This window comes from Pedobacter punctiformis (assembly GCF_027213715.1).
Lineage (GTDB): Bacteria > Bacteroidota > Bacteroidia > Sphingobacteriales > Sphingobacteriaceae > Pedobacter > Pedobacter punctiformis.
Genome location: NZ_JAPWGM010000003.1, coordinates 36,159 through 57,238, shown reverse-complemented (window position 1 = coordinate 57,238; position 21,080 = coordinate 36,159). Strand labels below are relative to the sequence as shown.

Annotated in this window: 14 protein-coding genes and 1 tRNA gene; 13 read left to right on the top strand and 2 right to left on the bottom strand. The window is 36.8% G+C overall.

Annotated elements, in window-relative coordinates:
* Positions 1–52 precede the first annotated feature (52 nt).
* Positions 53–3,748 carry a phosphoribosylformylglycinamidine synthase gene (gene purL, locus O0955_RS09270; RefSeq protein WP_269427786.1) on the bottom strand — a complete coding sequence of 1,232 codons (3,696 nt, stop codon included), beginning with the start codon at positions 3,746–3,748 and terminating at the stop codon, positions 53–55.
* A gap of 98 nt (positions 3,749–3,846) precedes the next feature.
* Between purL and gloA2 the strand changes: the two genes are divergently transcribed.
* The 4 genes from gloA2 (at position 3,847) to fbp (ending at position 6,648) form a co-directional block, all read left to right on the top strand.
* Positions 3,847–4,230 (top strand): SMU1112c/YaeR family gloxylase I-like metalloprotein, encoded by a 384-nt coding sequence (gene gloA2 / locus O0955_RS09265; RefSeq protein WP_269427270.1) that lies wholly within the window; start codon positions 3,847–3,849, stop codon positions 4,228–4,230.
* A 56-nt stretch (positions 4,231–4,286) separates the two neighbouring features.
* Positions 4,287–4,937: a tRNA1(Val) (adenine(37)-N6)-methyltransferase gene (locus tag O0955_RS09260; RefSeq protein WP_269427269.1), complete on the top strand. Its 651-nt coding sequence runs from the start codon at positions 4,287–4,289 to the stop codon at positions 4,935–4,937.
* A gap of 120 nt (positions 4,938–5,057) precedes the next feature.
* The gene (locus tag O0955_RS09255) at positions 5,058–5,549 is read left to right on the top strand and encodes a metallophosphoesterase family protein (RefSeq protein ID WP_269427268.1); all 492 of its coding nucleotides are present in this window, start codon (positions 5,058–5,060) and stop codon (positions 5,547–5,549) included.
* A 19-nt stretch (positions 5,550–5,568) separates the two neighbouring features.
* On the top strand, positions 5,569–6,648 hold the full coding sequence (gene fbp, locus O0955_RS09250; protein WP_269427267.1) for a class 1 fructose-bisphosphatase: 1,080 nt from the start codon (positions 5,569–5,571) through the stop codon (positions 6,646–6,648).
* A 63-nt stretch (positions 6,649–6,711) separates the two neighbouring features.
* Here fbp and rnhA read toward each other — a convergent pair whose 3' ends face one another.
* Positions 6,712–7,185, bottom strand: a complete 474-nt coding sequence (gene rnhA / locus O0955_RS09245) for a ribonuclease HI (RefSeq protein ID WP_269427266.1) — start codon at positions 7,183–7,185, stop codon at positions 6,712–6,714.
* A 176-nt stretch (positions 7,186–7,361) separates the two neighbouring features.
* On the opposite strand from rnhA, the gene O0955_RS09240 reads away from it, so the two are divergent.
* From O0955_RS09240 to O0955_RS09200, 9 genes are all read left to right on the top strand, one after another.
* A tRNA-His gene (locus O0955_RS09240) sits at positions 7,362–7,435 on the top strand.
* Positions 7,436–7,712: 277 nt separating this feature from the next.
* Positions 7,713–8,039, top strand: a complete 327-nt coding sequence (locus O0955_RS09235) for an NAD-dependent epimerase/dehydratase family protein (protein WP_269427265.1) — start codon at positions 7,713–7,715, stop codon at positions 8,037–8,039.
* 718 nt (positions 8,040–8,757) lie between these two features.
* Positions 8,758–9,570, top strand: coding sequence for a CHRD domain-containing protein (locus tag O0955_RS09230; protein ID WP_269427264.1), 813 nt, complete (start codon positions 8,758–8,760; stop codon positions 9,568–9,570).
* A 29-nt stretch (positions 9,571–9,599) separates the two neighbouring features.
* Entirely contained in the window at positions 9,600–12,485 is a 2,886-nt protein-coding gene (locus O0955_RS09225; protein WP_269427263.1) for a SusC/RagA family TonB-linked outer membrane protein, read from the top strand.
* Positions 12,486–12,503: 18 nt separating this feature from the next.
* Positions 12,504–14,252, top strand: coding sequence for a RagB/SusD family nutrient uptake outer membrane protein (locus O0955_RS09220; protein WP_269427262.1), 1,749 nt, complete (start codon positions 12,504–12,506; stop codon positions 14,250–14,252).
* 16 nt (positions 14,253–14,268) lie between these two features.
* On the top strand, positions 14,269–17,409 hold the full coding sequence (locus O0955_RS09215) for a SusC/RagA family TonB-linked outer membrane protein (RefSeq protein ID WP_269427261.1): 3,141 nt from the start codon (positions 14,269–14,271) through the stop codon (positions 17,407–17,409).
* An 11-nt stretch (positions 17,410–17,420) separates the two neighbouring features.
* A complete protein-coding gene (locus tag O0955_RS09210) occupies positions 17,421–19,187 on the top strand; it encodes a RagB/SusD family nutrient uptake outer membrane protein (protein ID WP_269427260.1) in 1,767 nt (588 codons plus the stop codon).
* 48 nt (positions 19,188–19,235) lie between these two features.
* Positions 19,236–19,514: a hypothetical protein gene (locus O0955_RS09205; protein WP_269427259.1), complete on the top strand. Its 279-nt coding sequence runs from the start codon at positions 19,236–19,238 to the stop codon at positions 19,512–19,514.
* Between the two features lie 109 nt (positions 19,515–19,623).
* Positions 19,624–21,066, top strand: coding sequence for a beta/gamma crystallin family protein (locus tag O0955_RS09200; protein ID WP_269427258.1), 1,443 nt, complete (start codon positions 19,624–19,626; stop codon positions 21,064–21,066).
* The last annotated feature ends 14 nt before the right edge of the window (positions 21,067–21,080 follow it).

Genomic DNA, 21,080 nt, shown 5'->3' with positions numbered 1-21,080 from the left:
CAAACAGAAAGGCAGATGTTTTTAACTCATCTGCCTTTATCTATAAAATTAATTATTTTTTTTCAATCCATTTTCTGGCATTAACAAAAGCTTCCATCCATGGCGATACTTCATCTTTACGGCCTTTTGGATAATTTGCCCAGTGCCATTGGAATAGGGAACGTTCAATGTGTGGCATCATCACGAGGTGACGACCTGTTGTATCACACATCATTGCTGTGTTATAATCAGATCCGTTTGGACTTGCAGGATAACTCTCGTAAGCATATTTAGCCACAATGCTATATTGATCTTCACTATAAGGTAAACTAAAACGACCTTCGCCATGCGATACCCAAACACCCAGAGTATTGCCTGCTAAAGTAGAAAGCATTACCGAATTGTTTTTGGCAATGGTTAAGGAGGTAAAAATACTTTCGTGTTTATGACTTTCGTTATGCAGCATTTTTGGTTTTTCTGCATGGTCTTTGTTAATCAAGCCTAACTCTACAAAAAGCTGGCAGCCATTACAAACCCCTACAGAAAGTGTATCCGGGCGGGCGAAGAAATTTTCTAAAGCTACTTTAGCCTTTTCATTAAACATAAATGCACCTGCCCAGCCTTTAGCTGATCCTAAAACATCAGAGTTAGAGAAACCACCAACTGCGCCAATAAACTGAATATCTTCCAATGTTTCTCTGCCCGAAATTAAATCGGTCATGTGTACATCTTTAACATCAAAACCTGCAAGATACATGGCATTTGCCAGTTCACGCTCTGAGTTACTGCCTTTTTCGCGTAATACAGCTGCTTTTGGTCTTGGCTTACTTTCGTCAATTACTGGTTTTTTACCGTTAAAATAACTCGGGAAAGTATAATTTAAAGGTTGATTTTTATAGTTATCAAAGCGTTCTTTAGCTTTTACCGGACCGCTTTGTTTTTTATCCAATAAATAAGAAGTTTTAAACCAAACATCACGTAAGTGATCGATATCGAAGCTTAAACTATCTGATTGGTTTTTTAATTCAAGTTTTGCAGCAGCATTTACCTCACCAATTTTATGATAAGTAATGCCTTTTTCTTCCAGTATAGATTCTACAGAAGGATCAGCCTGGAAAACTACAGCAATGTTTTCAGCAAAAAGTACTTTAATAATATCTTGCTCAGCTAAAGAAGAAAGATTGATGTTTGCACCTAAATTACGGTCGGCAAAGCACATTTCTAATAAAGTGGTAATTAAGCCACCACTACCCACATCATGTCCTGCCTGTATTTTATCTGTCGCAATTAATTGTTGAAGCGTATTAAAAGCCGTTTTAAATTTTTCAGCATCCTTAACATCAGGGGTTTCCGTACCAATTTTGTTTAAAACCTGTGCGAAAGATGATCCGCCAAGTTTATATGCATCGTTAGAAAGATTGATGTAATAAATAGAACCGCCATCTTTTTGAAGAACAGGTTCAACAACTTTCGTAATGTCGTTACAATTACCTCCTGCAGAAATAATTACGGTACCCGGCGCAATTACATCACCAGTTGCATATTTCTGTTTCATTGAAAGTGAATCTTTTCCGGTCGGAATATTGATTCCTAAATCAATGGCAAAATCAGAACAAGCTTTAACTGCTGCATATAAACGGGCATCTTCACCTTCATTTTTACAAGCCCACATCCAGTTGGCAGAAAGTGAAACACTTTTTAAACCATCTTTTAGCGGTGCCCAAACGATGTTTGAAAGCGATTCGGCAATGGCATTACGACTGCCAGCAGCGGGATCAATTAGCGCCGAAAGCGGTGCGTGGCCTACCGAAGTAGCAATACCTTCTTTACCCTGAAAATCTAAAGCCATTACGCCACAATTGTTTAAAGGCAATTGCAACGGACCTGCATTTTGTTGTTTAGCTACGCGGCCACCCACACAACGGTCTACTTTATTGGTTAGCCAATCTTTTGAAGCAACAGCTTCTAATTGTAAAACCTGCTCTAAATATTCGTTAATCTTTGTAGTGTCATAAGTAACCGGTTGATACTGACGATCAACTGTTTTATCTTCCATTACAATTTTTGGAGAACTGCCAAACATATCTTTCAATTCTAAATCCATTGGTTTAGCGCCAGTGGATGCAGATTCAAAAGTAAAACGATGATCGCCGGTTACTTTACCTACCGTGTACATAGGCGAGCGTTCGCGATCAGCAATTTTTTGTAAAGTATTAATGTGTTCATCGCTAATCACCAATCCCATGCGTTCCTGAGATTCGTTGCCGATAATTTCTTTAGCCGAAAGGGTAGGGTCGCCTACAGGAAGTTTATCTAAATTGATTTTACCACCAGTTTCTTCGACTAATTCGGAAAGACAATTTAAGTGACCACCTGCGCCATGATCGTGAATAGAAACAATGGTGTTATGGTCACTTTCTACCATACCACGAACAGCGTTGGCTGCTCTTTTCTGCATTTCAGGATTTGAACGCTGAATGGCATTTAATTCAATACCACTGCCATGTGCTCCGGTATCTGCAGATGAAACTGCTGCTCCACCCATACCAATGCGGTAGTTTTCTCCACCCAGCACTACGATATTATCACCCTCAGTTGGTTTTTGTTTTTTCGCCTGGCTTGCTTTTCCATATCCAACACCACCTGCAAGCATAATTACTTTATCAAAGCCTAACTTACGTGAGTTTTCTTCATGTTCGAAAGTTAATACCGACCCCGTAATTAAAGGTTGTCCGAATTTATTTCCAAAATCTGTAGCCCCATTTGAAGCTTTAATCAGGATATCCATTGGGGTTTGATATAGCCATTGTCTTTCTTCAACCCCTTTTTCCCATGGGCGGTTTTCTTCCAAACGGGATAAGGCAGTCATGTAAACAGCTGTTCCAGCTAAAGGCAAAGAACCTTGTCCGCCAGCCAATCTGTCTCTGATTTCGCCACCAGAACCTGTAGCCGCCCCATTAAAAGGCTCTACAGTGGTTGGGAAATTATGGGTTTCCGCTTTTAACGAGATCACCGATTCAAAATCACTTAGTGCATAGTAATCAGGCTCATCAGCACGTTTTGGCGCAAATTGCTGCACTTTAGGGCCTTTTATAAAAGCTACGTTATCTTTATAGGCGGAAACAATATCGTTAGGATTCTCTTCAGATGTTTTACGGATCAGCTTAAACAAAGATGTTGGCTGCTCTACACCATCAATTACAAAAGTACCATTGAAAATTTTGTGACGACAGTGCTCTGAATTTACCTGAGAGAAACCAAATACTTCTGAATCGGTTAAGGCTCTGCCCAAATTTTTAGAAAGATTATTCAGGTAATTTACTTCTTCATCACTTAAAGAAAGTCCTTCTTGTTTATTATAAGCTGCAATGTCTGTTATTTCTAAAATTGGTTCAGGCTTTATATTAATGGTATAAATATCCTGATCTAATTTATTGTATTTTTGAGAAAGCATAGGATCAAAATCTGTAAAATCTTCTTTTACAATTTGAAACTCCTCAATTCTGATAATGCCCTGCATGTCCATGTTTTGAGTGATTTCGACAGCATTTGTACTCCAGGGAGTAATCATTGCTGCACGGGGACCAACAAAGAAATCAGTTAAAACTGTTTCGTTTTGCTTTTTTGCTCCGCCGAATAACCATTCTAATTTCGTAATATCAACAGTGGACAGCGCTTGTTCTGTTTGTAAAACAAAAACTGCGTTGGATTGGCTTAAGAAGAAATGAATCATGCTTTTTTTTTGAAGTTGCAAATTTAGCTTTAAAATTTTAAAAAGCTCATTATAGAGTGCAATATAATTGTGCTTTTATTACTTTTGATGTGTATAAAATCTATTTCGTTCGTTTTTTTACTAAAATTAAAATTATGTTCAACCGAATCCATCACATCGCCATCATTTGTTCTGATTATGAAAAGTCGAAAGATTTTTACGTTAATCAATTAGGGTTCGAAATATTGGCAGAAGTTTATCGGGCAGAACGGAAATCGTATAAATTAGATCTGGCTGTTAACGGAATATATCAAATTGAACTTTTTTCATTCGAGAATCCACCAGCAAGACCATCAAGACCAGAAGCGCAGGGTTTAAGGCATTTTGCGTTTGAAGTTAATGATATAGAAGAAGAAATTGCCCGTTTATCCAGTCATGGTATAATTTGCGAACCCATTCGTATAGATGAATTTACCGATAAAAGATTTACCTTTTTTAACGATCCTGATGGTTTACCGCTTGAGCTTTATGAACTGTAAAGATGAGTAGCATCTTTAAATTTAAACAATTCGCAATTGACCAAACGGGTTGTGCCATGAAAGTAAATACCGACGGTGTTTTACTTGGTGCACTGGCCAGTCATCAATCGCCTTCACGCATTTTAGATATTGGAACAGGAACAGGCGTAATTGCTTTAATGCTTGCACAGCGTTTTGCCAATGTATTTATTGATGCAATAGAAATTGATGAATTAGCGGCTAAAACTGCAAGCTTAAATGCTGAAAAATCAATTTTTGCTAACCGCATCAAAGTAGAACATATCGCCTTTCAGGATTTTGAAACCGCTGAGCAATATGATTTGATTGTGTCTAACCCACCTTTCTTTGTAAATGATTTAAAAAATGAAGAACACAGAAAAGGAATTGCGAGGCATGCTGATGTCGATTTTTTTGAAATGCTGATCGAAAAATCTGCCCATCTTTTAACTGAAAGTGGTAAGTTGTGGTTAATTCTACCTGTAAAACAAGCAAACGAAATAATTTCTAAAGCTTCAACATTCAATTTATCGCTTTGCGACAGAATTAATTTGCACTCAGATAAGAGTAAGGCCACTTTTCGACAAATTATTTGTTTAAGTAAGGAAGTTTTACCACTAAATGAAACAGATTTTTACATTTATGAATCTTTAAAGGAAAACACAGCAGAATACAAGTTGTTGCTTAAAGATTTTTTTCTGGCTTTTTAAAAGATTATGTATATAATTTGACCTTTATTTTAAGGTAATCTCAAATTATCTGATTATCATTTGTAATTTAGATCTGCATTAATTCTTTCTCTATTAACAGTAAAATACCTTAATTATTAATTGAAAAAAATAGGACTTATATCGGATACTCATGGTTATTTAGATGATGCGGTATTTAAACACTTTGAAGCATGTGATGAAATTTGGCACGCCGGAGACTTTGGTCCGGATGTAGCCGGACCTTTAGCTGCCTTTAAGCCATTAAGAGGTGTGTATGGGAATATTGATGATAAAATTATACGGTCAGAATTTCCGGAACATAACCGGTTTATGTGTGAAGGAGTAGATGTTTGGATGACCCATATTGGAGGTTATCCGGGTAGATACTCTGCGCTTGTAAAACCAGGTATTTACACTAAGTCGCCAAAATTATTTATAACCGGACATTCACATATTTTAAAGGTGATGTTTGATGATAAAATCAAATGTTTGCATATAAACCCCGGAGCAGCCGGTAAACATGGCTGGCACAAAGTTAGAACCTTAATTCGTTTTTGCATAACTGATGAAAATATTCATACCTTAGAGGCCATAGAATTATCGGGTAGATAATGTAAAAAATACACTAAGTATGGTTTGTGGCGTTAAAACACTAGGACAGTTTATTATTGAAAAACAAAGTGATTTTCCTTATGCAAAAGGAGAACTTTCCAGATTGCTAAGAGATATCGGTATTGCAGCAAAAATTGTAAACCGGGAGGTAAATAAAGCCGGACTGGTCGATATTTTGGGGGATGTGGGTACTACAAACATACAGGGAGAGGAGCAAAAGAAACTGGATGTGTATGCAAATGAACAATTTATTGCTGCTTTAACCAGTGGAGGTGAGTGCTGTATTGTGGCTACCGAAGAAGAAGATGAAATTATTCATATTGAATCTCCGGTTTCTCAAAATGCAAAATATATTGTTTGTATCGACCCGCTTGATGGTTCATCTAATACGGATGTAAATGTTGCCGTAGGAACAATTTTCTCCATCTTTCGCAGAAAATCTATTGATGGAAGGGCCACAATTGATGATGTTTTACAAAAGGGAACGGAGCAGGTTGCAGCCGGTTATATTATTTATGGTTCGTCTACTATGTTGGTTTATACTACAGGAAAAGGCGTTAACGGCTTTACTCTAGATCCTTCAATCGGTGAATTTTGTTTGTCTCACCCCCAAATGAAAATCCCCGATACAGGTTATATCTATTCGGTTAATGAAGGAAACTATGTGCATTTTCCGGATGGAGTAAAAAAATACATTAAATATTGTCAGGTAGAAGATGAAGCTACAAAAAGACCTTATACCTCCAGATATATTGGCTCTATGGTTGGCGATATTCACCGCAACCTGATTAAAGGCGGAATTTATATTTACCCAACAACTTCACGGTCGCCTAATGGAAAACTAAGGTTATTGTACGAATGCAATCCAATGTCTTTTATTATTGAGCAGGCAGGAGGGAAAGCTACAACCGGTTTCGAAAGAATTTTAGATGTGGAACCTACTGAATTACATCAGAGGGTACCTATTTTTATCGGATCTAAAAATATGGTGAATAAAGCCGAAGAAATGATGGCCATTTATACCAATCCCAGTGAACTGAATAATACAAAGGTTGAAGGAAAACTTGAAAACCTGGGGATTGTTGGTGGAATAGACTAGGATGATTTCAATTTTCAAAGCATCTTATCTGCATTAGGATGCTTTGAAAATAATATAAACAGTTTAAAGCAGCGTTGTTTTGTTTCGTTCTGCTTCAAAAAAAGTATCGATAGCTAAGTTCTGCTTATCATGAGAAGCTGAAACTGCTAAACGATCGCAGCGTTCGTTTTCAGGATGGTCGTTATGCCCCTTAATCCAGGTAAACCTTACCTTGTGCAATTTGTACAGTTCCAGAAAACGCATCCAAAGATCTTTATTCTTCTTATCTTTAAAACCTTTGGTTACCCAGCCAAATACCCATTTTTTTTCTACTGCATCTACTACATATTTGGAATCCGAATAAACCATTACCTCCTGGTTTAAACTTTTTAAGGCTTCCAGTCCTTTAATAACGGCCAGCAACTCCATTCGGTTATTAGTAGTCATTCTAAAACCTCCGCTTAGTTCTTTATAGTGCTTTCCTGTTCTTAAAATGGTGCCGTAACCACCTGGTCCAGGGTTACCGCTAGCTGCTCCATCGGTATAAATCTCAATCATAAACGTTGCAAATCTAAGTTTTTAGGTTCATAATAGCTGTTTTAAAGTGTTTTTTATAAGAAAGTTAAAATTCAAATAATTGAAATATAAGGAATTAAAAAATAGTTGCTTTTAAAAGCATAATTTTTTTTGCAGGAAATATTAAAAGTTGTACTTTTGTGACACTAAAAAATACGGTGGCTGTAGCTCAGTTGGTTAGAGTATTGGTTTGTGGTGCCGAGGGTCGTGGGTTCGAGCCCCATCAGCCACCCGAAAGCCCTTTAAGGTATCTTAAAGGGCTTTTTTATTTTTAGGCGATTTCCAAATCGTTGAATAGGGCAGATAGAACGTGTTTTTTAGTTCGAGCCCCTATACGGGTACCCTGATTGGGGTAAAATAGCTCCTAATTAATCTACATTATTTAATTGCTGGTAATTAATAAGTTATGGTTTTTATTTCCGGTTTTTTTGGTTCGATGCTGTAGATATGGAAACCGATAAAAAACGTCGTATACCGAAGCCGATTGAACAGAGCTGAATGAGACCGTTGTGCCTTATCAGCGTTCCAAAACGATTTCGGAAAGAGGGGCTTGGGATTTTATTGAAAATGAAGGTAAAGGAATGGAGTTGTTAGTAGTAAATTCAACAGGTGTGTTAGGTCCTGTCTTGTTAAACGATTTTTCCCATTCTATTCAAACCATTAAGCAAATGTTGAATGGCGAAATGCATTCTTTCCCCGAATTAATTTTTGGATATGTAGATGTGCGTGATGTAGCAGATTTACATTTCAAAGCAATGACAATGCCCGAAGCCAACGGAAAGCGTTTTATTGCAGTTGTGGGACAGTCGCTTTCTTTTTTGGATACGGCAAAATGAACAAGATATTATTGTTAGAAGTAAATGCACAGCTAATTTTAAATTAAAAAGTACCGATTTACGCAAACGTTTGTGTATTTGGTTGAACTTTTTTAATCTTTAAGCAATTATAAAATCAATTAAAACCTTCGTGTTTAAAGTACACATTTTGAGACTACAACACATTAAAATGTTTTACTGAATAATAGAGCCATTTTTTAACTTATTTAAAATAAAATTTTATTGTCAATACAGGAGACATAATTTTTATGTTTTGAATATTTTTTTTCGAAGAAAAGCGAAGTTTTTACCTGCAGTGTTTTATTAGAGACTAACAAAAAAAAATATTTTGTATACTGAATTGGTAGTTTAGCGAAAACTTATATAAAATGAGCATTTTTTTAAGTTAGATTATCAGTTTATTGATCTGTAAAACCCATTCAGCGATGTGTTTCAAACGTTTGAAATGGAAAATCAAACGTTTGCGTGATTATTTTCTTTGTCCTCAGGATATGTTATAAATAACTTGGCTTTAATCAACGAACTTAACCATGATATTAAATCTACTAACTATTTATCCTGCAAAATGGATAGTCTGGGAACAAGTGTTCTCTATTAAAAATTTCAGAAAAAAATATTTGAATCAGGGCTTCTCCATTAGAAGTTTTTAATCTGATTAAAATTTAGTTATTCCTGCTTAGGGTAGGTTATTCATTCTTAATTTTCTTAATCTCTAATTATGAGAAATTCAACGAAAAAAATGCACTGCGTTTTCTTCGCAGTAGCCCTTTTGTGCCTTTTTTCCTGTAAAAAAGATACTTACACTTCCGAGGTATTTATTCGGAAACAATGGAAGGTAGAACTCAATACCACCAATAATATCCCTGCTGTTGCCGGGAGAACAGATGCTGCGGTATGCATGCTGTTTTTGATGGATAACAATCAGCTCTTTTATGATATCTATTTTATTAACCCTCTAAATAATGGCGATGCGCCAACTTCGGCCAAACTTTTTTTAGGCAATGCAGTTGAAAATGGCTCAGTACTTATCGATTTGCAAAATCCGGCTTTTAATACCGAAAGGGAAGCTAAAGGAAATGTAACACTTAATGCCGCAACTATTACGAGTCTTTTAAGCGGCCCGGTTTATTTACAAGTAAATTCTAATCAGCAAACTGCGGGCTTAGTTCGCGGGCAGATTGATAAAACTGTTAAATTTTCTGCCGATGTAGATTTGGGCAAATACGCAACTACGGTAAATACTACCGCTACCGGCAAAGCTTATATCCGATTGTTAAGTGATAATTCTCTTGCGTATAAGGTTGAAGTAAATGGCCTGCCAACGGGCGACGGATTAACCACATCGCATTTGCATAAAACAACAGATAATAGCAATGTTTTAACGCTGGTTTCATCAGCTGCTGATTTCAATAAGGCCTTTTTAATTCCGGCAGCATCCGTTCCGGTAGCCAGTATCACAGCAGATCCACTTTATATAGATGTACATTCTCAGCTATATCCAACGGGATTGCTTAAGGGCACAGTGCGATAATTTTTTGGTAAAAAACAAAACAAATGGAAATGGATAATCAAAATTTTAAGCTAAAAATATACAGATTTCTACTCGTGTTATTTGCATTATCTGGTACTCAGTTAAGTGCATTTTCAAAGAGTTTTAGCTGGCAACAACAAAGTGATACAACCAAAAAAGATAGTTTGGTTGCAAATCCAATGTCAATTAAAAAAAATATTCAGGATCGCCACATTAATTTATGGAATAGAACGATACCACGCCTTCAAAATGTAACCGGAAGTTCTACAATTTATAACGAAGATGTGAGTACAACGCCTGTGGCAGACATTAGCAATGTTATTGCAGGACGAATTCCTGGTTTGTATTCTTCCAGAAGCTCTGGTCGAACCGGGCCGATGTATGATGCGTCATCTTTAACTTTAAGAGGACAATCTCCATTAATTGTTATCGATGGGGTAGTACGTTCTTTTACTTCTTTTAATGTGGAAGATATAAAAAGCATTACCGTAATGAAAGATGCCGTTTCGACCAGTATGTACGGTTTAAGGTCATCGCATGGGATTATTTATATTACAACAAAAGATCAGAGCGATGAAAAGCCCTTTGAGTTAAACTTTTCGGCTCAGTATGGCTTTCTCAATCAGGTTAAGAGACCGAATTTTATAAATGGTGCTCAATATGCCCGGTTGTATAATGAGGCACAACAAAATACTTTCCCCGGCGCAGTTCCTGCTTATTCTGCAGCAGCTATAGCATCCTACCAAAATGGAACTAATGATCCTTTTTCACAACCTAATAACGATTGGTATAACACCATTTACAAAAACAATACTGCACAGCAGCGTTATTCTGTAAACGCATCTGGTAATGGAAAAAGTTATCGTTATTATACTTCTGTAGAGCATTTTGCACAGGATGGAAACTTTTTAACGGATAGCAATAATCCTTATGAAACAAACAATTTTTATAAGAGATATAACCTGCGCACCAATGCACAAATCGATTTTAATGAAGACATACAGTTATCGCTAAACATTTTTGGCTCGATAGAAAACAATAATGAACCAGGAGCGGGTGCATCTACAATTATGGATCGCATTTATGGAGTTTCACCACTTGGTTATCCTGCCCGAAATGCAGATGGTAGTTTTGGTGGAAATCAGCAGTATACAACCACTGTAGATAATGTAACCTACGGAACCAATATTTTAGCAAGTACCATTAATTCGGGTTATACAAGACTTAATGAACGAACTTTAAGTGCGGATGTGGGTTTAAAATTTAAGCTTGATGATTTTGTTAAAGGCTTATGGGCCAAAGGTATGTTATCAATTAATAACTATTACCTGCAAAAAACCACAAGGATTAAAAACTTTGCAGTTTACTATCCGGTAACAACGCCCACAGGCACAACCTATACTAAAATTGGTAGTGATGGAACGATAGAAGCCAACAAAGGTATTTCTACAATTGATATTCAAAACAAACAATCGTTTTTTAATGGTTTAATTGGTTACGATAAAACATTTGGAAAGCACAGTTTAAACGTACTGGGTACATTTAACCTAACCAATTTAATTGATTCTTATTATCAGCTCAACCAAATTTATCAAAATGCAGGCGTTACTGCGAGTTACAACTATGATAAAACTTACCTGGCCGAGGTTGGAATGGTTTATAGCGGATTCAATCGTTACCAGGAAGGAAGCAGATGGGCCTTTTTGCCTTCAGTTGCTTTAGGCTGGGTAGTTTCAAACGAAAGCTGGTTTAATAAAGGTACGCTGAGTTTCTTAAAGCTTCGCGGTAGCGCAGGCAAAACGGCTTGGGCAGATCCATCAAATTACTATACTTACCTGCAAAATTATACCGTTGGAGTGGCGGGGAATTATAATTTCGGTTCTACAGCTACAGCGGTTAACGGTAGTTACGAAAATGCACTGAATAACCCGAATATAACCTGGGAGAAATCTTTTAAATACGATTTGGCTTTAGAAGCAGGTTTCTTTAAAGATAAGTTAAACCTAGAACTTACTTATTACAACAACAAAAATACTGATGAACTAATTGATCCTGCAAACGGATATGCATCGGGCATGCTTGGCTTAACATATCCAAAGGTTAATGCCGGACAAACAAGATATTCAGGCATAGAAACTTCGATAGGTTTTAACGATAAAAAGGGCGATTTCAGCTATTTCGTAAAAGGAAATTTTACTGTTGCTAAAAATAAAATTCTGTCAAGAGCCGAAGGCATTTACCCTTACAGCTGGATGTACAGAGCCGGGCAACCATCAGCAACATTTGGTTACGAAACAATAGGCTTTTACCAGCCAGGAGAAGATGTAAGTAAAACAGCAAATATTCCAGGTTACAATCCGGTAGCTGGCGATTTAAAATATAAGGACTTAAACGGTGATGGAATTATCAATTTCCTTGATCAAAAGGCAATTGCAGGTGACAAACCTTTAGTGTTTTTCGGTTTTAACTTTGGTTTTGGCTATAAAAACTTTGATTTCAGCGCCTTGCTTGAAGGCAGAATTAACAGAGATCTTTATTACGATCCAACAGCCATGTCGGCATTTTACAACAGTACGGGTTATGTGTTAGATTATACAACAGAAAACAGATGGACGCCACAAAATAGCATTAATGCAACGTTGCCAAGGCTAACTTTGGGTACCAATACCAACAACCAGCAGGTATCTTCTTTTTGGATTAGAAATGCAGATTACCTGAGATTAAAAAATGTAGAAATAGGCTATTCTGTTCCGCAAAGTTGGCTTAAAAAGGCAAAACTGAGTAAGCTTAGGTTTTTTGTTAACGCTTACAATGTACTTACCTGGACAAAGCTTGATTATTTCGATCCTGAAACTGGTCTTTCTCCTTTCCCTAATTACAGGATAATTAATGGTGGGGTATCTCTAAAACTATAATTCAAAAAAACTTTAGATATGAAAAAATTTATATATACACTTCTGTTCGCATTCTTTTCATGCTTAATGTTAACCACAGGTTGTAAGAAAATGATTGAGGACGGGCCACTTGAAAATGCAAATAAAGATTTGGTTTTTGATAAAACAGATTCTTTAGGTAAGTACGCCGAAGAGTTTTTAAATAACATTTATTCCACTTTACCAAAGGGATATAATAGAATTGGAAATAACCTGCTGGACGCGGGTTCTGATGATGCTTTACCTTCTTCAACAGCAGATATTGTTCAATTTTATTCTAACGGTGCTTTTAATCAGGTAAACCTGCCAGATAATACCTGGGATGCAAACTATGCAGGAATTAGAAAGGTAAATGAGTTTTTGGCAAACATTGATCAGGTTCCTTTAAAAACGCCAGGTTTTAAACAAAGATGGAAAGCTGAAGCCAGAGGTTTAAGGGCGATGTTTTATTTCGAACTGATTAAAAGATGGGGCGGTGTGCCAATAATAGGCGATAATATTTATGATTTGAGCAGTAATCTAAATCTGCCTAGAAACACCTATCAGGAATGCGTAAATTATATTAACACGGAGATTAAAGCAATTTTACCGTTCTTAATCTCTCCAAACACAACCAGCAGTTACACTACTATTTATTTCGGAAGGTTTACAACTGGCGCAGCCCTGGCATTACGCTCCAGATTAATGCTTTACGCGGCTAGTCCGCTAAATAATCCTTCAAATGATTTATCTAAATGGACTGCCGCTGCTACTGCCGCAAAAGATGTAATGGATAGTGTTACGGCTAATAAATTTGTTTACGCTTTATCAACAGCAACTACAACTGCACACTACACTACAACCAATATGGCTGCTTTGGCTCCAACTGGGGTCATAAACAACTATGTTGCTGGTGTAAACAAGTTTTTAAATGTTTTTTCCAATCGTTATAGTGCCGAAATCATTTTGCCTTACTTACAGGCTACAAATACTGGTGTAGAATATAATAATGAGCCAATTGGTTATACCCGTGGCGGTTTGGGTAAAACCAATCCAACGCAAGAGCTTGTTAATGAGTTTGAAACCTTTGATGGAAAAATGATTGCCGATAATGGCTCTGGCTACTCGCTTAACAATCCCTATTACAACCGCGATCCACGCCTGGCCAGTTCGGTTTCTTTTAACGGACTTTATTGGCTTACCAGAAATGTACAAACTTATGATGGGGGATTGGATCGGCCTAAAGGTTATGGAAATGCTACATCTGGCGAAACCAGAACGGGGTATTACCTCAGAAAGTTTATGACAGGAACCACGAGCGAAAGTGCTTACACGGTACAAAATCATAATTTTCCAATTTTTAGGTATGCTGAAATATTACTGAATTATGCCGAAGCACAAAATGAAGCAGTTGGCCCCGATGGAAATGTATATGGAGCAATAAATGCCATAAGAAGCAGGGTAAATATGCCTGCGCTTCCTGCAGGGTTAACACAAAATGAAATGCGTTTGCGCATCCGTCATGAGCGTCGTGTAGAAATGGCTTTTGAAGAGCAGCGTTTCTGGGATATTCGTCGCTGGAAAATTGCCGAAAACGTATTAAACGGAACGCTTCATGGCATTCAGGCAACTTTGAGTGGTGGTACAACAACTTATAAGATTGTAGATGCCGCTCCCGTAAAGTTTGAAGCAGGAAAAATGTATCTGTTCCCAATTCCATTTAAGGAATCTGCGGCCAATAATAAAATGGTTCAAAACCCAAACTGGTAATCCTATTAATAATCGTATGAAAAGATATATATATGGGCTATGTCTAGTCTTAGCCATTTTTGTAAAAAATACTGTTCAGGCACAAACTGCACAGGTCGTTTCAGGAGTTGTTTCTGATGATAAAGGGCCTATTCCGGCTACAAGTGTTTATCAAAAAGAAGCTACTGCTAATGGAACCGTTACTGATGAAAACGGAAGGTACAAACTTACCTTAAAAGGAACTTCTAAAATTCTGGTGTTTTATTCGCTTGGCTACCTGAAAAAGGAAGTTAATATTGGTAGTAAAACTACGGCTAATGTAACCATGGCTGAGGATTCAAAAGGGTTGGAAGAAGTTGTAATTCTGGGTTTTGGCGAAAAAACCAATAAAATAACCAGTACAGGTTCAATTAGCTCTATTACAGGGAAAGAAATCAGACAAAGTCCTACTTCGAGTTTGCAAAACTCACTTGCAGGTCGTTTACCAGGTTTTTTCTCGCAACAAAGAAGCGGACAGCCGGGTAAAGATGGTGCAAATTTTCAAATCAGGGGTATTAGTACTTATCAAGGCTCAACTACACCATTAATTGTGGTTGATGATATTGAAGTTACTTCAGATCAGATCGGTATGATTGACCAAAATGAGATTGAAAGCTTAACTATTTTAAAAGATGCTTCTACAACAGCATTGTATGGTGTACGTGGTGCAAATGGAGTTGTGGTTATTAAAACCCGAAGAGGGCAGGCCGGTAAACCGCAATTAACTTTCCGTCAGGAAACGGGTTTAAATAGCTCGGCGATGAACTTTGATACCAATGATGGATACACCACATTAGCCTTATTAAGAGAAACAACAGCTGAGCAATATCTTGATCCTGCTACGCAATATCCTAAATATTTTGGAGGGAATAATTTAGAGCATTATCGCCTAAAGGATGATCCCTATAATTTTCCTTTTGTAGACTGGTGGAAAGAACTGACTCAAAAATTTAGTATGCAAAACCGTACCAACTTCGACATTAGCGGTGGTACACAAAAAACTAAATATTTTGTTTCTTTGGGCTATTTTAACCAGGGTGGTTTATATAATGATTTTACTAAAGATGAAGGTTATAATGGTAATTACAATTTCGATCGTTACAATTTCAGGTCAAATGTAGATTTAGATCCAACAAAGGATCTTCACATCAGGTTTGATTTATCAGGCAGATTTGGAGTGACGAATTCGCCAAACGATTCTCCCGGAAATGGCGGTGCACCAACTTTACAATATTTGTGGAATGGACAATTATCGGCATTTGCTTACCCTGCGTATAATCAAAATGGTACTTATGGCGGTTCTACCAGTGGTGCAACCAAAATAAATCCAATCGCAAATTTAAGATGGTCCGGTTACAATAGAGATTATACCAATAACCTTGCTTTTGTATCTCAAATTGATCATAAATTAAATTTTATAACCGAAGGCTTGTCTGCCAATGTATTGGTTTCTTATGCAAGTGATTATAAGTTTAGTCGCAATTTAACCAGAAGTTCTTCAGAAATACCAACCTATTACTGGGATCCAAATTTGAACAGTTATATGCCAGTAGTAAATAATTTATACCGCTTGGGTAAATTATCCCGTACAGGTGGTTACAATGGCTCAAACAGATTGGTTAATTTACAAGCTTCCTTAAAATACAACAGAAGTTTCGGCTCGCACAATGTAAGTGCACTTGCGTTGTTAAATCAAACCACAAAATCGGAAGAAACCGTTGTAAGCAATACATTAATTACTTACGATCCTTACAATGTTAGAGGTATAACGGGAAGAGTAAGTTATAACTTTAAGCAAAAATACCTGATTGATTTTAATGGGGCTTATAATGGCTCTAACAAGTTTCAATCCAGCAAATTATATCAGTTTTTTCCGTCCGTTAGTGTTGGTTATAACATTAGCGAAGAACCATTTTTTAAGAACAATATTAAGTTTATTGATAACTTAAAGATAAGAGGATCTTACGGTATGGTGGGTAATGATGGTATCGGGACTACGGTATATGCTTATGAAAAAACGTATTCATCAGGAAGTGGAAAGCCTTATGTTTTTGGAGAAACACCAGGTACAACTTCAACGGGTTTAATAGAGCCAACTTTGGCTAATAATAACATTACCTGGGAAACGCAAAAAGACGCCAATATAGGTTTGGATTTAAAGATGTTTAAGGGGAAATTAGCTTTTACAGCAGATTTCTATAAAAAACGCAGAAAAGATATTCTAACGCAAAGAGCATCCGTTGCCTCGTCATTTGGTGCATCGCTACCTTTTGTTAATTTAGGTATTGTAGATAATAAAGGATACGAATTTGAATTAACCTACCGTGATAATGCACTTTCTAATAAGCTTAGCTATTTTGTTAATGCACAGATTAGCCATTCAGAAAATAAGGTGGTTTTCAGAGATGAGGGCTCTTCAAGATATCCTTGGTTAGGTTTAACAGGCAGACCAGTAGGTGCTTTGTTTGCTTATCAGGATGCAGGTCTTTACCAATCGCTTGCTGATTTATACACCAGCCCTAAGCTTATTACTTCAACCCCTTTATCCAACACAGGTTTAGGTGGTGTTAAGTTGGTTGATTTAAATGGCGATGGAATTATTGATCAAAATGATATGGGTTACATTGGTACAAACCAACCTGAATATATTGCAGGTTTGAGCTTTGGTTTCTCCTATAAAGGATTTGATTTTAGCACTTTATTTCAAAGTTCATTTAAATACCTGATCAATATTCAACGAGGAATTATTAATTACAGTCGCCCTGAAAATCAATCTATTCCATACAATTTAGGTAGGTGGACGCCAGTTACCGCGGAAAATGCAACTTTTCCTGTATTAAGCGGAAGTGGTTCTACAAATTCACCATACTCTACTTATTGGGCTAAAAGAGGAGATTATGTGCGCTGGAAAAATGTAGAAATTGGTTATCGTTTGCCTACTTCTATTGCAAAAAAACTTCATGTAAACAACATCAGAGTTTATGCTAACGGCTATAATATGGGTTTAATTTATACAGCATTGCCTGTGTTTATCGATCCTGAATCTGTTACGGGATCTTCAAATACAACCAATATTGGCGATTTAAATGAATATCCGCAACAGCGCATTTACAATTTTGGAATTCAGTTTGGCTTATAATTAAGAATAATATGAAATTAAAATATCTTTTAGGCAGTTTAGCTATAGTAGTCATTACTGCTTTTTCAGCCTGTAAAAAGGCAGGTTTTTTAGATAAAAAAGCCGAAACACTTACCGAAGATAAAGTTTTTGCCGATAGTGCTTTAACATCGGCTTTAATTACCGATATGTACGCTTTTACCGGGCAGGATGTTATCCCGGCAAGGTACACCATGATTACGACGCCAGTAAATAATGAGTATGGTTGTTTAGACGATCAAACTACACTGTCAATGGGCTATTGGGATGATCCAACCAAAAGTGTAATGCAAGGTACTTACACCGCTACAAACTATGCTTTTAATAATTATTGGACAACCTATTATAGAAAAATAAGACAAGCGTCTTTATTTATGCAGAAAGCGGTAAATAGTCCTATTTCTGCTCCGAGAAAGAAACGCCTGATGGCCGAGGCAAAATACTTAAGAGCATTTTTTTACATAGGCTTAATCCGGTTTTACGGTGGTGTGCAAATTATGCCAAATGAACCTCTTGACGTTCAGGACCCATTAATTTCTAAACGAAATACCTATAAAGAATGTGTTGATTTTGTAGTAAGCGAACTTGATGCTGCGGCTGCAGATTTACCAGCAGCATCTGCTCAGGATGCCAGTGAATACGGACATGCTACAAAGGGTGCCGCTTTAGCTTTAAAAGCAAGAATTTTACTTACAGCAGCCAGTCCTTTATTTAACGGAAACTCATTTTCTTCGGATGCTAATATACTTCCATATATTACTTATTCTGCAAGCTATAACAGTTCATTATGGCAAAAAGCGGCCGATGCTTTGAAAGCAGTTATTGAAATGCCTGATTATAGTTTAGTGGTTGATAACAGTACAAGACCAGGCCATGGATTTTGGAAAATGTTTTTAAAAGGACGTAGAAATTCAGAATTAATTACCCCTTATTTTTGGAGCGGAAGCGCACTAGAAACTTATCGTTTCCCAAGAAGTCGCAATGGTTCTGGTGGGTACAACAATCCTAGCGAAAATGCGGTAGCCAACTTTGGAATGCAAAATGGAAAGTCTATAACAGATCCAACCTCAGGCTATAATCCGGCTAATCCTTATGTAAACAGAGAACCCCGTTTTTATTATTCAATTATCTACAATCAGGCGCCCATCTGGAAAAGCGGCTCAGGTACCACATTAGTTCCTATTGATATTTATTTTAATAAATCTACAGGTGCAATGACAGCCGATGGAATACAAGCTTATTACACCAGAACAGGATATTACTCCAGAAAGATGTGTAATGATTCTATTGCTCCTGGTGGGATAGCAAACTCAAACAGAGCTTATCCGGTAATTCGTTTAGCCGAAATGGTTATGGGTTACGCAGAAGCACTTAATGAAATGGGTCAAACAGAACAAGCTGTAACTTACTTAAACAAATTAAGAAGCCGTGCAGGAATTAGTTCCGGTAGTGATAACAGATATGGTATTGCAGTTGGTATTTCGCAAGCCGATTTACGTAAGGTAATTCAAGCAGATTATGTTGCTGAATTTTTCCAGGAAGGTTTGTTTTGGTACAATACCAGAAGATGGAGAACAGCAGAAATAACAGAAAAAATGAATACAACCTCTATGCTGGTGAGTAGAGAAACGAATGGAACATTTACCTATGCGCCAGGAAATGCGGTAGTTGTAAACTGGCAGCAACGGGCTTATTTTGCACCCATACCACAAGCAGAGATTAATAAAGCATCAACGCTTATTCAAAACCCTGGATGGTAAAACCTTAAAGAAAGAAAACAAAATCTATTAAAACATATTGAATTGCGCATGACTAATGAATTAACAATTAAGGAAGTAAATCCAATGATTTTTTATTCCGGAAAACAAGACGAGGTACAGATTTTATTAAAGGCTGCCGAAACGGGAGAGCTGATTGTGAAATCTTTAACGACAGAGATTATGAAGGTAAGTGATGTTTCACTGGATAATGATATGGCCGAAATTAGTTGGCATCAGGATATGAACGGACTTAAAATAAGCATGCCTAATCAGCTACCTGTTCTGGATAATGATGTGCGCATTTTGAAAGTGAAATTTAAAGATTAGAATCATTCACCTTATACATTTTATTAACTAATAACCATTTGAAAAGAATAAAGTATGAAAATTTGAGATAAATAAATAATCAATTAACTAAAAACCAATTCATTTACCTATGAAAACAACTAAAATTAGAAGAAAACAACGCATTATTTTAACGATGATGCTGTTTATTGTAAGTGGCATTTTAATAAGTTCGTGCAAAAAGGCAGCTGTTGTAAAAGAAGAAACTTCGCAACTTAAAAAAACAGAATCTGCCCTGAGCCTCAGTAACGGAGCAGGATTTACAACCAACACCAAAAATTTAAACATTGTAATGTTTGTACCCACGGATAATCCGGCATTGCCAGATTATAAAACACGTTTGAGCGCACTTTTTACACATTTCCAAAGTTGGTTTCATACAGAAATGCTTCGGTATGGTTATGATAAATACATGGGATTGCCAATTAATGATTCTACAAATCTGGTTAAGATTATAGAAATTCCAGCACAATTTGGTCAATCTGCTTATCCTTACAGCGCCAGTGTTTCTGCCAACAAAATTTTGGCTGAAATTAATACTTACAAAGCTGCACACCCAACTGAGTTTTCCAATTCATCACATACATTAATTTTAATGCCAATGAGAACAGATGGTGGCGACCAACCTTTTTATGGTTATGGTAAAAATTGTTTCGCTCTGGATAATGCAAATATGGCTGTCGATAAAATTCCTAATCCTACATCTAATTACCTTGGAGGAATGCTGCATGAATTAGGGCATGGCTTAAACTTACCTCATGATGCCGGTAAATACACAAGCGAAAGACCTACACTCGGCACTTCATTAATGGCAAATGGAAATGTAACGTTTAGTAAAGGCCAACCAACGTTTTTAACCCCTGCCGACGCCGCAATTTTGAATCGTAACGAGGTTTTTCAAAACCCATTACCAACTGAAATTCCTTACGAAGCCGCAACTGCAACTTTTGATGCGAATTTTGTTTATAGCTCTGCTAGTCAATCGTTTAATGTAAGTGGCTCATATACCAGCAATAAAGAAGTAAGCGATATATTGATTTATATGGACCCAGATTTAGGCAGTAGCGATGCTGATTACAATGCAGTAACATGGAGATTTAATACAGCTGTGGGCAATACTTTTACTGGAAGTATAGCACTTAATGATCTTCAGTATAAAACAAATGAACCATATAATATCAGGGTTAAACTGCTATTAAAAAATGGCAATGTGGTTAGTAAAAATTATTCATTCTCATTTTTAAATGGGGTGCCTCAAATTGGTGCAAATGGATCGGCAACATTCTATCAAAATGGAAGTTATGGCGGTTATGCTGTAGAGCTTCCCGTTGGTAACTACACCACTGCAGACTTAATAGCAAAAGGTATCAGTAATAATGATATATCTTCTGTTAAGTTAGGTTTAGGGGTAAAGTCAATTCTTTACAACGGAGATAATTTTACGGGTACCGGCTACGAAGTAACTTCAACCACGAGTTTCTTATCAACTTTTAATGATCAAACATCTTCTATTAAAGTAGTTGCTGTAAATTAATAGATATGAAAAGG

Excerpts from the sequence above, each read along its gene's own strand:
- O0955_RS09220 (WP_269427262.1), top strand. The coding sequence starts at position 12,504 with ATGAAAAAATTTATATATACACTTCTGTTCGCATTCTTTTCATGCTTA.
- O0955_RS09200 (WP_269427258.1), top strand. The coding sequence starts at position 19,624 with ATGAAAACAACTAAAATTAGAAGAAAACAACGCATTATTTTAACGATG.
- fbp (WP_269427267.1), top strand. The coding sequence starts at position 5,569 with ATGGTTTGTGGCGTTAAAACACTAGGACAGTTTATTATTGAAAAACAA.
- O0955_RS09210 (WP_269427260.1), top strand. The coding sequence starts at position 17,421 with ATGAAATTAAAATATCTTTTAGGCAGTTTAGCTATAGTAGTCATTACT.
- rnhA (WP_269427266.1), bottom strand. The coding sequence starts at position 7,185 with ATGATTGAGATTTATACCGATGGAGCAGCTAGCGGTAACCCTGGACCA.
- gloA2 (WP_269427270.1), top strand. The coding sequence starts at position 3,847 with ATGTTCAACCGAATCCATCACATCGCCATCATTTGTTCTGATTATGAA.
- O0955_RS09260 (WP_269427269.1), top strand. The coding sequence starts at position 4,287 with ATGAAAGTAAATACCGACGGTGTTTTACTTGGTGCACTGGCCAGTCAT.
- O0955_RS09225 (WP_269427263.1), top strand. The coding sequence starts at position 9,600 with ATGGATAATCAAAATTTTAAGCTAAAAATATACAGATTTCTACTCGTG.
- O0955_RS09230 (WP_269427264.1), top strand. The coding sequence starts at position 8,758 with ATGAGAAATTCAACGAAAAAAATGCACTGCGTTTTCTTCGCAGTAGCC.
- O0955_RS09215 (WP_269427261.1), top strand. The coding sequence starts at position 14,269 with ATGAAAAGATATATATATGGGCTATGTCTAGTCTTAGCCATTTTTGTA.
- O0955_RS09205 (WP_269427259.1), top strand. The coding sequence starts at position 19,236 with ATGACTAATGAATTAACAATTAAGGAAGTAAATCCAATGATTTTTTAT.